This is a genomic window from Allopusillimonas ginsengisoli (genome assembly GCF_004153455.1).
Classification (GTDB): Bacteria; Pseudomonadota; Gammaproteobacteria; order Burkholderiales; family Burkholderiaceae_B; genus Allopusillimonas; species Allopusillimonas ginsengisoli.
In genome coordinates this window covers 63174-76742 of the sequence record NZ_SDQE01000018.1, presented here as the reverse complement: position 1 = coordinate 76742, position 13569 = coordinate 63174, and the positions used below count along the sequence as shown (strand labels likewise).

At 54.8% G+C, this 13569-nt stretch carries 15 protein-coding genes; 5 read left to right on the top strand and 10 right to left on the bottom strand.

What is annotated here, in order from left to right:
- The first annotated feature begins 899 nt into the window (after positions 1-899).
- The 3 genes from ERE07_RS20700 to ERE07_RS20690 are packed head-to-tail and all read left to right on the top strand — an operon-like array spanning position 900 to position 2667.
- Positions 900-1880 carry a Bug family tripartite tricarboxylate transporter substrate binding protein gene (locus ERE07_RS20700; RefSeq protein ID WP_130010925.1) on the top strand — a complete coding sequence of 327 codons (981 nt, stop codon included), beginning with the start codon at positions 900-902 and terminating at the stop codon, positions 1878-1880.
- A 41-nt stretch (positions 1881-1921) separates the two neighbouring features.
- Complete coding sequence (locus ERE07_RS22440) at positions 1922-2281, top strand: RidA family protein (RefSeq protein ID WP_425331001.1); 360 nt, start codon at positions 1922-1924, stop codon at positions 2279-2281.
- Positions 2282-2292: 11 nt separating this feature from the next.
- A complete protein-coding gene (locus ERE07_RS20690) occupies positions 2293-2667 on the top strand; it encodes a Rid family hydrolase (RefSeq protein ID WP_167671038.1) in 375 nt (124 codons plus the stop codon).
- A gap of 96 nt (positions 2668-2763) precedes the next feature.
- Here ERE07_RS20690 and ERE07_RS20685 read toward each other — a convergent pair whose 3' ends face one another.
- The 5 genes from ERE07_RS20685 to ERE07_RS20665 all read right to left on the bottom strand — a co-directional run bounded on the left by ERE07_RS20685 (position 2764) and on the right by ERE07_RS20665 (position 6563).
- Complete coding sequence (locus ERE07_RS20685) at positions 2764-3954, bottom strand: CaiB/BaiF CoA transferase family protein (RefSeq protein ID WP_130010922.1); 1191 nt, start codon at positions 3952-3954, stop codon at positions 2764-2766.
- Positions 3955-4292: 338 nt separating this feature from the next.
- On the bottom strand, positions 4293-4859 hold the full coding sequence (locus tag ERE07_RS20680) for a hypothetical protein (protein WP_130010921.1): 567 nt from the start codon (positions 4857-4859) through the stop codon (positions 4293-4295).
- 364 nt (positions 4860-5223) lie between these two features.
- The gene (locus ERE07_RS20675; protein WP_130010920.1) at positions 5224-5541 is read right to left on the bottom strand and encodes a DUF1153 domain-containing protein; all 318 of its coding nucleotides are present in this window, start codon (positions 5539-5541) and stop codon (positions 5224-5226) included.
- 159 nt (positions 5542-5700) lie between these two features.
- The gene (locus ERE07_RS20670) at positions 5701-6099 is read right to left on the bottom strand and encodes a hypothetical protein (protein ID WP_130010919.1); all 399 of its coding nucleotides are present in this window, start codon (positions 6097-6099) and stop codon (positions 5701-5703) included.
- Positions 6100-6167: 68 nt separating this feature from the next.
- A complete protein-coding gene (locus tag ERE07_RS20665) occupies positions 6168-6563 on the bottom strand; it encodes a hypothetical protein (RefSeq protein ID WP_130010918.1) in 396 nt (131 codons plus the stop codon).
- Positions 6564-7158: 595 nt separating this feature from the next.
- Here ERE07_RS20665 and ERE07_RS20660 point away from each other — a divergent pair.
- Both ERE07_RS20660 and ERE07_RS20655 read left to right on the top strand, forming a co-directional pair.
- Positions 7159-8028, top strand: coding sequence for a helix-turn-helix domain-containing protein (locus tag ERE07_RS20660; RefSeq protein ID WP_130010917.1), 870 nt, complete (start codon positions 7159-7161; stop codon positions 8026-8028).
- 343 nt (positions 8029-8371) lie between these two features.
- Positions 8372-9220, top strand: a complete 849-nt coding sequence (locus ERE07_RS20655; protein ID WP_245153815.1) for a response regulator transcription factor — start codon at positions 8372-8374, stop codon at positions 9218-9220.
- A gap of 7 nt (positions 9221-9227) precedes the next feature.
- On the opposite strand, the gene sufT is transcribed toward ERE07_RS20655, so the two are convergent.
- Genes sufT through sufC form a run of 5 tightly spaced genes read right to left on the bottom strand, consistent with a single transcriptional unit; the run spans position 9228 to position 13558 of the window.
- Positions 9228-9782, bottom strand: coding sequence for a putative Fe-S cluster assembly protein SufT (sufT, locus tag ERE07_RS20650; protein ID WP_130010916.1), 555 nt, complete (start codon positions 9780-9782; stop codon positions 9228-9230).
- A 9-nt stretch (positions 9783-9791) separates the two neighbouring features.
- On the bottom strand, positions 9792-10244 hold the full coding sequence (gene sufU, locus ERE07_RS20645; protein ID WP_130010915.1) for a Fe-S cluster assembly sulfur transfer protein SufU: 453 nt from the start codon (positions 10242-10244) through the stop codon (positions 9792-9794).
- Positions 10234-11493, bottom strand: a complete 1260-nt coding sequence (locus ERE07_RS20640; protein WP_130010914.1) for a cysteine desulfurase — start codon at positions 11491-11493, stop codon at positions 10234-10236. Before ERE07_RS20640 ends, sufU begins: the two co-directional genes overlap by 11 nt.
- Positions 11490-12791: a Fe-S cluster assembly protein SufD gene (sufD, locus tag ERE07_RS20635; RefSeq protein WP_130010913.1), complete on the bottom strand. Its 1302-nt coding sequence runs from the start codon at positions 12789-12791 to the stop codon at positions 11490-11492. The genes ERE07_RS20640 and sufD overlap by 4 nt, the downstream gene beginning before the upstream one ends.
- The gene (sufC, locus tag ERE07_RS20630) at positions 12788-13558 is read right to left on the bottom strand and encodes a Fe-S cluster assembly ATPase SufC (protein ID WP_130010912.1); all 771 of its coding nucleotides are present in this window, start codon (positions 13556-13558) and stop codon (positions 12788-12790) included. Before sufC ends, sufD begins: the two co-directional genes overlap by 4 nt.
- Positions 13559-13569: the final 11 nt, after the last annotated feature.

Below are 13569 nucleotides of genomic sequence, written 5' to 3'. Positions count from 1 at the left end.
ATGGACATCCACTGATCCTTCTGAAGCATCGTCAGCCTTCGCGCACAAAAGGCTAACTTTACGGAAAAGTGGTTCGGTTTTACTTTGCGCGAAGTGGCTCATTATTACTTTGCGCGCAACAACGGGCCCGCCGACTGTTTAAGGTCGGCATATTTATCGAGCCGTGCCTGGCTCTAGCAGTTCGCTTATCTAGAATGGCTCCCTGCTCCACTAGTCAGCTTTGCTTTCCAGTGGACGGCATCCCCACTCAAAGCGATTCGGCCCGGCAATGTCATCGCGTTTTTGCCCCATCCAGGGCACGGACTGCGAACCGGACTATCAAACGTGTCAGCCAATAAATGGGGATACCTTTAGCGGCTTGTGAGGCCGCAACCAGGGTTCACGGCCCCGGCGCAGAAAGCATATCAAAACTGTCGCGCCCTCTCCTGAGTTTCATCTTGCTTAAAGCACGTGAAAACGTTCTTTGACAACGCGGGGAAATGAGATAAACGAATCACTGGCAGCATTTGTTCGCGCACCTAAGCACACCCTACCCACGTTACGCTCTCGTAAAAACAGCTAAACACATGCAGTTCCATCGCTCTGCGCCACGCCTGTAATGATGCTCTTTTTGGACTGCGGGTCTGCCTCCCCTCGGTGCGTATCTACATGCACGGCAACTTCCCTCCTGTCGAGGAATCTTCTCTGGACACAACATCTTTCAGACGGCGGCTCTGGTCCCAACTAAAACCTCTCGGTGGATCCATAACATCTTCAGTCAGAGAGATATCATCGTACAAGCTTTAATTCATACGACTCCAGCATCACCTAAAGTTGAGCGGGGGCTTACTTTATCTGCATGCCGCGTGTGAATAAGGCTATATACCTCCATACCTACAATCTATAAGTCGGAGACATAAATGGTAAATGCACGATCATTACGCGCGCTCGCAATCGCGCTTTCTTTGCTATGCGCCACAAGCGCCGTCGCGGCAAAATACCCTGAACGGCCACTCAAGCTGGTGGTGCCATATCCACCGGGGGGAGCCTCTGATGGCATTGCACGGCAGGTGGCCCAGCGATTGGCGGTCAAAATTGGCCAACCTGTCGTCGTTGAAAATAAGTCAGGGGCAGGTGGCGCCATTGGTGCAGATTCAGTAGCCAAGAGTTCACCTGACGGATACACGTTATTGCTGGGGAGCGCTAGTGAGTTGTCGATCGTTCCTACTGTCAGAGCAGTTCCCTATAATCCAACAACGGATTTTGTGCCCATCATGCTGGTGGCAAAATTTCCGATGGTACTCGTAGCAAACACAGGCCTCCCTGTGACAGATCTTCAATCGTTCATCCAGCATGCCAAGAAGGAGGCCGAAGCGAACCGATTTGAATATGCCTCCATCGGCGTAGGAACTACCACGCACATCGCCGCAGAATATTTTCGGTTAACAACAGGCATTCCACCGATGAACAACATCCCCTATAAGGGAGGTTCGCCTGCGCTACAAGATGTCATGGCGGGACACACGCCCTTTATGTTCGATACGCTTGTATCTTCAATTGGTCAGATAAAAGCAGGGACAGTGAAAGCATTGGGAATAACCAGCACCGAACGATGGGAATCCTTGCCAGAGATTCCTACGATTGCAGAGTCAGGCTACCCCGGATTTGAGTTTGGTGGCTGGTCTGGAATCTTGGCCCCAGCCGGCACAAAGCCTGAAATTGTGGAGATACTCAGTACCGCCTTAACGGAAGTAATGAATGATCCTGCCGTCGAACAAAGTATCGTACAAGTAGGTGCAAATATGGCGGGCGGCACAGCAAACGAGTTCAAGAGCTTTATCCTCAGCGAAATCGATAAAAACGGTTTGATCGTCAAACAGGCGAATATCAAGGCAGATTAGATGTGAGTAGCTCTAAACCATTAGACGGGGGGAATAAATACATGCCGATTGAGCGCATAGGAATAACAGAGCCGCCAGCTCCCATATCGAGCCGTGCCGTGGTATGTGGAGGCAAGGTATATCTTGGAGGCATCCGGGCGGCAGATGCTGGGCCAGACATTGTTTCGCAAACCCGTGCAGCGTTGAAACGGGTAGAAAACGGTTTGCTCGAAGTCGGGAGCAACAAGCATAGTATCCTCACTGTCCAGATATGGATAACAGACATGTCTGACTTTGCCGATATGAATGCAGTGTGGAATGAATGGGTAGTTGCAGAACAACCTCCATTGCGCGCATGCGTCCGCGGTGAGTTATGCGAAGCAGGTGCGCTGGTAGAGTTTGTCGTTGTAGCACTCCGTTAAAGGACGCCGGTATGAGTAATGAAATTGAACGATATGGACGAGTTCAAGCACCAGGCCGGCCGGTGATGAGCTTGGGGATTGCCTGTGCAGACGAGGTGACTATTTGCTTGACAGCGTCAAATCGCACCGCTTCTGCTTATGGTCAGACGCTGGAAATACTGGAGCGAATAGATCAACTGCTTGACGAGAGCGCAAGCCACAAACAGCAGATTCTCACTGCACAGATTTGGCTGCGCGGTCTCGATGATCTACCGGCCTTTACGCAAGCGTGGAATACGTGGGTTGACCACGGCCAGCCTCCCGCTTGCTCTATTATCGGAGCCCATCTGGCACGTCCCGATATTCTCGTAGAAATAAAAATCACTGCCGCACGCAAGCTGCAATGAGCCCATCGCCCTCGACGCCGGCATCGCCGCAACCTCTTCTTGAATGGATAATTTCTTTCTACCCTTCATTGGCCTCATCCCTGATGGCAGGCCACATCAAATAATGCCACGCTGACGCCACGCCTTGCGGGTTTCTTCGTCTATGCCCAAGTCGGCTAGCACTTCGTCAGTGTGCTGGCCCAATGCGGGCGCAGGGCTGCGCACTTCGCCAGGCGTCGCGCTCAGCTTGGGTACGATACCAGGCAGTTTGATTTCGGTCCCGTCAGGCAACGCCGAATCCAGTATCATGCCTCGGGCCTGGTAATGCGGATCTGCGGCAATATCAGCCACATCATAGATTTTGCCCGCAGGAATCTGCTTCGCATTGAGCGCATCCAGTACTTCGTCCAGCTCGTGCCTGGCCGTCCATTGCGAAATGGCCTCATCAATCATCTTTACTTGCGCCACCCGGCCTACGTTGTTTTCCAGAGCAGGATCATTGCCCAGGTCGTCGCGGCCAATGACAGACATCAGCCGTTTGAAAATGCTGTCGCCATTTCCGGCGATAAGCACGTATTTATCGCCCTTGCACCGATAGGCATTGCTTGGCGCGATGCCCGGCAGGCTGCTCCCGGCGGCCTGCCGGACTTCGTTGAAAACGGCGTATTCGGGCAACAGGCTTTCCATCATATTGAAGACGGACTCATACAGGGCAACGTCGATCATCTGGCCCTGGCCATTGTTTTGATCCCGCGCCCTCAAGGCCAGCAGCACGCCTATCACGCCGTGCAGGGCTGACAGCGAATCACCTATCGACACGCCGACCCGTACTGGCGTCCGTCCGGGTTCGCCACTCAAATGACGCAATCCACCCATGGCTTCGCCAATGAGCCCAAAGCCGGGCAAATCCCGGTAGGGGCCGGTTTGTCCGTAGCCGGACACTCTGAGCATGATTAGCCTGGGATTGATGGCCTTCAGGTCTTCCCATCCCAGCCCCCACGCTTCCAGGCTGCCAGGCTTGAAGTTCTCGATCAGCACGTCGATCTCTTGGACGAGCCTGCGTATGACCTCTTGCGCCTCCGCCTGACGCAAGTCCAGTGTGATCGATTTCTTGTTGCGCGACTGAACCTGCCACCAAACCGATGTACCGTCGTGGATCAGGCGCCATTTTCGCAACGGGTCGCCCTTGACGGGAGGCTCCACCTTAATGATTTCGGCCCCAAACTCACCGAGCATCTTTGCTGCGAAAGGTCCGGCGATCAGTTGTCCGAGTTCCAGAACACGGATGCCGGTCAATGGTTTGTTCATGATTTCCTCGTGAATAGATTCTCATCTGTCGCGGCGGCCAGTCTATCAATCAATTTGCAAGATTTGAAGACCGCGCCAGCGGAGCTGACATTCTAGTGGGCGGTAGCCGGCTTGTGAGCGGCTATGCCCGGCATCCGTCATCGCGCATGATGATTACCATGTATCTGGATGCTGTTTCAGGAGGATAATGCCTACGCCAGCGGACATCGCACAATCATCCCTGGCCAGGCGGGAATTGAACAAAATATGGACGCAATTAAAAGCATGCTCGGACGGCGTGCGCGACGATGTCGGGTATGTGCCAACGCAATGGCCATCGAGCTTGCGCGGTCAAACGATCAAGGCTCGATAAATGGCTGCGGCCCGGCATCCTCATTGGAGGAGCGCGCTGATGCGATCTCGCTCATGGGCTTGGCCGTCGGGGGGCAGCGGTGTCCTGTGGCCTCCCACGCCAAACGATTTTCATCCTCGCCGAAACAAAAGAAGCGCATATCGGCCACATCCTTGTAGCCCAGCTTGTATGCCGTCGCGGTATCTTCGCGGGCATTACAAGCAGAACTTTCGGACGCAACCGAACCGCCGATGCCGAAGCCTGTTACTCCCACGCCCATCGTATTGCTCTGCCCGCAATTATTGGCGCCCCCAAACATGCTGGGAGCCATATATACATTGGGCGTCGTCGAAATGCTCTGGTGCTTGCGCTGCGTCGAGCCCTCAAACGTGATGTTGTTGCCCATGCCCATTTGCGCGGTCAAGCCCACATCGTTGGCGACCGTGCCGGACTGCGCTGACGAGTTGGCAGACCCAGTTGCAGTTGAAGACGAACTTGACCCGGCATCAACAGTTGTCTGCCCCAAGGCGGTTGCGCTGCAAAGGATGAGCGGTATCAGTAAAAGGCGTTTCATTATTTATCTCCCTTCGGGGGGATTCCCCATCGGCATTGCTCGGTTCTGGTTTCTGCCTGAATCCTTTGGCGGACATGGCGGACTCTTTTTGCGACGACTGTAAATCTTTGAAATGTAATTAATGGATTTTTGGATGTCGGCTGCTCTATAACTGATATTTGATTTGGGTTTTTACGCCTTGAATCAATACATCCATCCAGCTTCATTTTAGAATTACGTTTTGCGAGTTTTTATACATTTTGTGATATTTACTGTTTATTTATCTGACTGATTTTTTAAAATAAGGAATTTCGGCGCTTCAATAACTATTGAATATCGTAACAAAATATAACTGCACTAATTCAATAACTAAGCAGGCAACGCGTCAGTTAGATTCCTCATCAGCAGCCGAAGAATTCTGTTTCTTCTTTCCGCGCAACTCCAGCATGGCTTCTCCATATGCTTGCTGCAGATCCTTGATCTGCCGCTCATATTGCTCTCTGACATCCAGCGGATTTACCCGCAGGGCATTTTGCAGCCCGCGCTTACCTTCTTCCACCCAATGTTCAATCTCGGAGGCAGGCAGATCGAATGCGCTGCTGGCTTCATCGATGGTGGTTTTGCCCTGAATGATGTCCATCACCAGAACGCTTTTGCGCCTGACGGTCCAGCGCTTGATTTCTTCGTCTATTTTTCCACTCATCGCTATGCCTCCTCCTGAGTTGGCCGGATCGCTTCCTGGCCAATCTGACTGTCCATACGGGTTCAGCTTGCAAAGATCGCCAGCTCAACCCGGTTTTTTTTATGTTATGTATGGCCAAGCTGTGCCCATGCAGGAACGGCCTGTCATGCATTGCGCCTGTCAGCGCTCAACGTCCTCTATCCATCTCCATCCGGAAGACAGAAATGCAGCAGGGTTGTTGGCACTGGGGTAGCTGGGTGCCGGCCGCATGCTGTCCAGCCACAGATGGTTGGACGACTCCCAGACCATGCCTTCCGGTGCTACAAAACATCCCGGCACAACAGGGCTGTAATGGAAACCCTGCCAACTCGATTTGCCATCAGACGCAAACAAGCGGTCTGTATAGGATGGCGTATCAGCAAACCCTCCGGCCTGGCCCACCTCGAATGCATCCTCCTTTGCGCACATGAGCGAAGACGTATTCGAGGCGGATTCAACGGCTGTACCCGAAGCAGCATGCCGATCCTCAGCGACACTGACTCCACAGAACATGATGAGAAACCACAGAAAATGCTTCATGCCAGTTCTCCCGCACGCGGAAGAATTTTTCTCCCACGTGCTTGGCTTTCAGACCGATCGCCGGATAGTTACCACGTCCAGGCGCCGAATCCTGCATTACCGGCAAAACCACCGGCATTCGCGTTGTAGCCACCCGAAGCGCTACCGGAAGTGCCGCCCGAAGCCCATCCAGCGGTAAAGCCGCCACCGTTCGACTGATTCTGTGACCCGCCATCGGTGTGGGTATTGACGCCAGAAGGAGAAATCGCAACGCCAGAATTGGAAAAGCCTTCAGTCGTTGCGGTGGTGCCCTGCTGGGCCATGCCGAATCCCATTGACGAGCTTCCGCTGGTTGCAACGGAATTTCCGCCGGAACTGGACGATGCGCCGCCGAACCCGCCAAATGCGCCAACACCAAAGCCAGCCGCATGGGCCATGCCAATCGAACTCACCACCAGGGCTGCTGCCAAAAGTACTTTTTTCATGATGATCGTCTCCAAATGTTTCGAGAATCCGTCTCGAGGCGGTACAACACCGATGTACTAGTCCGTTGGCCTCCACCAAATGGCAGATACCTGCACTAGCGCTTTCCTCGGCCAGGAGCCCCCATTCAAGCAGCACAAGACAAGGTACTTTGCGCATGTCTGTCCATGCGGCAGGCAACACGTTCCCTGCTTCGGGCAAATGCACCGAAGTTGATTCAGTTTTGCTGTGAACAGTCTCCCAACCGCTTTTTGGTTGTGGCCGTATCCCGTACGCCTTACGGCATATTTAACCCATGTAAATCTGGTTACATAATCAAAACACTAATAAATAAGTAAAGCCAGAAGCACCGTATTTCATAATTTCCAACCCACTTACCTAAAGATTCAAAGCCTGCTTATTAATTCTGTTACTTCATCTGCTCTGATAACGACTTCATTTTAGGTTTTTAGTTTTTATTAAACTTTACAGTTTGTGACGTGCGAGGAAATTTTTAAAAAATGGATGCGACGCGGAGGAACTTAATAAGTTCGTCACATCCTGTTTTCTTTATGAAAGCATTATTTCAATCGCGTGGACCGAACAAGGATAAGAAATATGGACCCCAGGATTCAATATTGCGTCACGCAGATCGAGCACAAGATCCTGCATGACTCGAACGAGTTCAATACGCACGATGCGCTGATCCAGGAGCTGGCCCACGAAATGCGCATGACTCGCTTTCATCTGGCCAGGCTTTTTCTCAAAGACTTCAATCATTCGCCGCGTGACTATATACAGCGCAATCTCATGGGTCGATGCGCGCTGATGATCGCCCACACTTCCCAGCCCATGTTTTCGATAGCCATCGATATGGGTTTTTCCAGCCAACAGGCATTTACGCGGGCATTCACGCGCTACTGGGGAATTTCTCCCCATCAGTTCCGGCAAGCGCATTCGAACTACATTGCCCAACGGAACAGGACAGCGGATCAGGAGACACCTGCTTCGGAGAAAACGGACATCCCCGTTTCGATCAAGTCCTTGCCGCAGATCCGGTTCTGGGCTGTGCGGTACGAAGGCCTGTCATACCAGAAGCATGTGTGCTGGAACGACTTTCACCGCCTGTTCCGCGAGTTGCCTTCAGAAATGTCCAATGGTCCATTTTTTGGCCTGACTTATGACATGCCGATGTTTGTGCCCTCGCCGTTCATTCGCTACTACTGCGGTGTCTTGGCGAACCCGGATCCGACCCTCAAGCCAAAGGAAGCATTCGAAATAACGCTCCCCGCTGGGCAGATCGCCACAAGCAAGGCAGCCTGCTTTTCGCACGATGTTTCGAGTCTCTATGACAATCTGCTGGATAACTGGTTGCCGCAGTCCGGATACAGTCTCAGGGCGTCATGCCTGGCAGAGCGCTTTGACCATCTCCCGCTTCACTGGGACGTCGAGAAAGTACCCATGCGACTGAGTTGCTGGATACACTAGCGCCAAAAACAATTACGTTACATATTGTCACGGAACTGTTAAGCTGCTGGTAAATCAGCAATATTTGTGCATAATTAGTAGGATATGAAATGGCGACAGCACAAACGGTAAAAGCAATACGCTGGATATGTTTACACAATAGTAATAATTCAAAAGCAATAATTCATAACGCCTACGTAGCAGATAAATAAGCAGGAACGTTGTATAGACACTGATGGGGTAAACCAGATGCTGAATATCCACCTAGAGATCAAACAGCACTTAACCCCGGAGGGCCAGGCAGAGCGGCGTTCTCGCGTATCGCAACATAACTCCGGCGACTTCTACCCTGGGAGACAGACGAATGCCGAATATTTTTATCGTCGAGCCACATCCTTTATTTCGGCTCGGCCTTGTACAACTACTACTCGATATCGTGCCTGGCAGCACTATTTCCGGCGCCGACTATGCCGAAATGACCCAGTACAAAGCTGAGGAAAAAGAAACAGATCTGGTATTGCTGGCAACCGCATCCTTTGACGGCATACATGAGCTGGTTCTAGCTGCCATGAAAGCCTATTCACCGAAAGCCATACTCCTGCTTTCCGATAGCGATGAGATGCCTGAGCTGTCCCAAGGTTTGCCTGAGTTTGTATCGGGCTATGTATCCCGTCACGCTTCCCCGCAAGTATTACAGGCATCTGTCAGACTTCTGCTGGCAGGAGGCACCAGTTTTCCTATTTCGACGGATAAGAGTCGCGAAGGCAAACATCTCGTAAGGCAGATTTGTTCTTCTCTCGCGCACTCCGCTGTCGCGATGGCCGTCAAGCCTACGATCAGTCACGTGTCCACTGGCCAGATTATTGCGCATCCCACTATGTTGGGAAACGAGAACAAAACTCAGGCAACCGACAGGCCGGAGCCTACCGGCAACGCACATTCGGAATGGGAGATGCTTGGGCTAACACCCAGGCAATACGAAGTGCTCATTCTGCTGGCCCGAGGCCACTCCATGAAGATGGTCGGACGGCAGTTGAACATTTCGGCCGCGACCGCCAAAGCACATGCGGAGGCGCTGTACCAGAGGCTGGATGTACACAATCGCAACGCAGCAGTTTACGCGGCTGTGTCCCGCGGCGCGACGCTGGGCTGGCCCAGCATTACCGCCGCCAACCAGGAAGCGGGGGCCTGGGCATCCGTTGCGTCGGATTAACGTTTGTTCAGAGCAGGCCTAGTTGCAGACGGGCTGGCTCACTGATCATTTCACGACTCCAAGGTGGATCCCATACAAGATCCACCTTGGCTTCTTCCACGCCGTGAATGTTCAATATCTTGTCTCGGGCCTCGTCGGCAATCATGGTACCCATGCCGCAGCCAGGCGCCGTCAGCGTCATCTGAACTTCGACCCGGTATTGATCTTCGCTGAGAGGGGTCACTGTGCAGCTATAGACTAGCCCCAGCGCAACGATATCCACCGGAATCTCCGGGTCGTAGCAGGTTGCCAGCATGCTCCAGGCGGCATCCTCAATGGCCTGGGCTGTGACAGGGCCTTCGTGCCTGTGCACCACGGCCTCTGTCGCCTCAAACCCCAGCGCGTCGCCGTCCACGCCTTCTACCCGATACATGTTTCCCTGTACCAGAACTGTGTAGGTGCCCCCCAGCTGTTGCGTGATCGTGGCTTCGCAGCCCTTCTCGATCGTGACAGGCGATCCGTATGGCACCGTCACGGCTGGGCAGTCGCGGCTGACTATGACATCTTGTCGTGTGTAGCTCATGTGCTTCTCTTATTCCGTACGTGCGGTCTCTCTGGCCATATTGATAGCGTTGTGCAGCGTGTGCCAGGCCAGCGTGGCGCATTTGACGCGAGCGGGGAATTCCCGCACTCCGGACAGCACTTCAAGCTTGCCAAAATCGCGCGCCTCGGGATGGGCTTCGGTCAGCATGGCGTGCATGTCCTGGAACAAAGACTCAACCTCTTCAAGCGGCATCCCTTTGACGGCCTCTGTCATCAACGACGCCGAAGCCGTCGAAATGGCGCAGCCATGGCCAACAAAGCTGACCTGCTTGACGACGCCGTTCTCCACCTGGGCATACACCGTCAGCTGATCGCCGCATAGCGGATTGTGGCCGTCGGCCACATGGCTGGCGTCGTCCATGGAATGGAAGTTACGCGGATTGCGGTTGTGGTCAAAGATAACTTCCTGGTACAGCTCTCTCAGGTCGTTGTTAACGCTCATTACCAGTCCCGAAAAGTTTCTGTGCTTTGCGTAGCGCCGCAATCAGCGCCTGCACGTCTTCTGACGTGTTGTACAGTGCAAAGGAAGCGCGCGCTGTGCCGGGCACGCCAAAGCGGGTCATCAGCGGCATCGCGCAATGGTGTCCTGCGCGTATGGCCACGCCTTCTGTGTCCAGAATGGTGCCAAGATCATGCGGGTGTATGCCATCAACCAGAAAGGACAGAATGGCTGCCTTGTGCGCGGCTGTACCTACGATGCGGATGCCGGGCAGCGTCTGTATGGCCTGTGTGGCCTGATCGAGCAACTGTTGTTCATGCGCGGCGATCAGATCAAGCCCTACCGTCTCCGTGTAGCGGATGGCAGCATCCATTCCCACGACGCCTGCGATGTTCGGGGTGCCCGCCTCGAAACGCTGCGGCACATCGGCGTAGGTGGTTTTTTCAAAGCTGACCGTATAGATCATGTCGCCGCCGCCCTGCCAGGGAGGCATGTTCTTGAGGATATCGTAACGGGCATAGAGCGCGCCGATACCTGTGGGGCCATAGAGCTTGTGGCCAGAGAACACGTAAAAATCGCAACCGATAGCCTGAACGTCGACTTTCTGGTGCGCTACAGCCTGGGCGCCATCAACCAGCACAACCGCGCCAACCTCGTGAGCCAGTCGAACGATTTCTTGTACGGGATTGACGGTGCCCATGGCGTTGGACACATGAGCGACGCCGACCAGTCGCGTGCGCGCATTCAGCAGCGCGTTGAACGCGTCCATATCGAGCTCGCCGCTGTCTGTAACGGGCACCACACGCAAATGCGCGCCGGTCTGCTCACAGAGCATCTGCCAGGGCACGATATTGGAGTGGTGCTCCATGCCGGTGATCAGGATCTCGTCGCCTGCCTTGATATTGACCCGGCCCCAACTAGAGGCAACCAGATTGATGCCTTCCGTCGTGCCGCGTGTAAACACAATCTCTTGCGCGCGCTCGGCATTCAGCAGGCGCCGGACGCTCTCGCGCCCCTGCTCGTACAAGTCGGTGGAATGTTGCGACAGCCAGTGGACGCCGCGGTGGATATTGGCGTTCGACTGTTCATAAAAGTCACGCTCGGCCTCAATGACCAAAGCGGGCTTTTGCGTGGTCGCGCCATTGTCGAGATAGACCAGGCGCTTGCCATTGACTGGACGCGACAGAATGGGAAAGTCGGCGCCAAGATCCAGCAGCGCTGTGCTTTCTTTTGTACTCATGGGTGCATTCATGAAAGATCTCCAAGCTCAGCGGGCGCCAGCGCCCTGATCGCGTCGGCGACCCGTCCGCGCAAGGGCTCCGACGCGATGCGCGTGATGGCTTCCGCTGCAAAGGCGTAGGTGAGCACATGGCGGGCCTGGGCCTCGTCCAGGCCGCGCGCGCGCAGATAGAACAAGCTGGTGGGATCAAGCTGACCCACGGTCGCGCCGTGCGCGCACTTGACATCGTCCGCGTAGATTTCCAGCTCTGGTCGCGCATCTGCCTTGGCCATGCGCGAAAGCAGCAGACTGTCGGATCGCTGCACGGCATCCGTTTTATCGGCGCCGGGCGCAACAAAAATACGGCCGCCAAAAATCCCGCGTGCGGTGTCATCGAGCACACCCCGATAGAACTCACGACTGACGCAGGAGGGCTGGCTGTGACGGATGCAGGTGTGATGGTCAACGTGCCGGCGACCGTTCACATAGTACAAGCCGTTGAGCAAGGCTTCGCAGCCTTTGCCCTGGAAATCCGTGGAAATATCGTGACGGGCAAGGCGCGCACCAAACGACATGGAATGCGAGTTGAACACAGACCCGGCCGCCTGACTGACGTCTATCACCCCGAGATGAAAGGCCTGAGCATCTTCACGCTGAAGCTTGAGGTGTGTGATATTGGCATCCGCATCGATTTGCAGGCGGGTGACAGCATTGGTAAAGCTGGCATCGCTCCCCTGCCCTATGTAGTGCTCGACGATTGTGGCGCTTGAACCCGCACCAGCCACGATGAGGTTGCGCGGGAAGCTTGCCGCCCCGGCACTGGCCGCGATAAACACCAGGTGCAGCGATTCTTCGAGCGTGGCGCCGCGCGCCAGCTGCAGCATGGCGCCATCCTTCGCCAGGGCAAGGTTTAACGCTGCGGGGGTAGACCCATCGGCCTCGGTGCCGAACGCTTGCTGCACCACATCCGATGCGTCATCCATCGCCTGGGCCAGGGAGGTAAGCGTAACACCGGCAGGCATCGCGCCAATACGCGACAGCGATGGGGCGTAAACGCCATCGACGAAAACCATCCAATGGCCGGGCTCTGCGTCGGTATAGGGTTTGCTGAGCGAAGACGAGGCGTCTTGGCTCGGCAGCACAAATGCCTGCTGCTGCAAAACCGCCAGGGAGGTGTGATGCCAGGACTCTTGCTTAACAGTGGGCCAGCCTTCGTCGCTGAAACGCTCGAGTGCCCGCAGCCGGACTGCCGATAGCCAGGACGGTGCGCCGGCCGCCCCTGCCGTTTGGCGGGCAGCGTAATCGCCTGCCCAGGACGGAAGGTTACTCATGCGGCAGCCCCTTTTTGCGGCGGGGCAACTTCTGTCACCCAGCCATAGCCGTGCTCCTCAAGCTCAAGCGCAAGCTCGCGGCCGCCGGAGCGCACAATGCGGCCACCCGCCAGAACATGTACGTAGTCTGGCACGATATAGTCGAGCAGGCGTTGATAGTGAGTGATGACAATCATGGCGCGATCTGGCGAACGCATGCGGTTTACACCGTCGGCAACCACCTTGAGCGCATCGATGTCCAGACCCGAGTCGGTTTCATCCAGAATGGCAAGCTTGGGTTCAAGCAGAATCATTTGCAGGACTTCATTGCGCTTTTTTTCTCCCCCGGAGAAACCTTCGTTCACTGAGCGATACAGGAACTCGTCGCGCATGCCGACGGCTTTCATCTCTGCTTTGGCCAGCTTGATGAAATCCATGGCATCCAGTTCCGGCAAACCCTGGTGACGGCGCGCCGCATTAACCGATGCGCGCAGAAAGTAGGCATTGGAAACGCCGGGGATTTCGATGGGGTACTGAAAAGCCATGAAGAGGCCCGACCGGGCGCGCTCTTCGATGGGCATGGCCAGCAGGTCCTGGTCGAACCATTGCACAGAACCTTGGGTGACAGCGTAGTCTTCGCGACCGGCCAGCACCTGTGACAGGGTGCTTTTGCCCGAACCGTTGGGACCCATGATTGCGTGGACTTCTCCAGCGTTGACTTCGAGGTTCAAACCGCGCAGGATCGACTTGTTTTCGACCGATGCGTGCAAATCTTTGATGCTCAGCATTGTGTACTTCT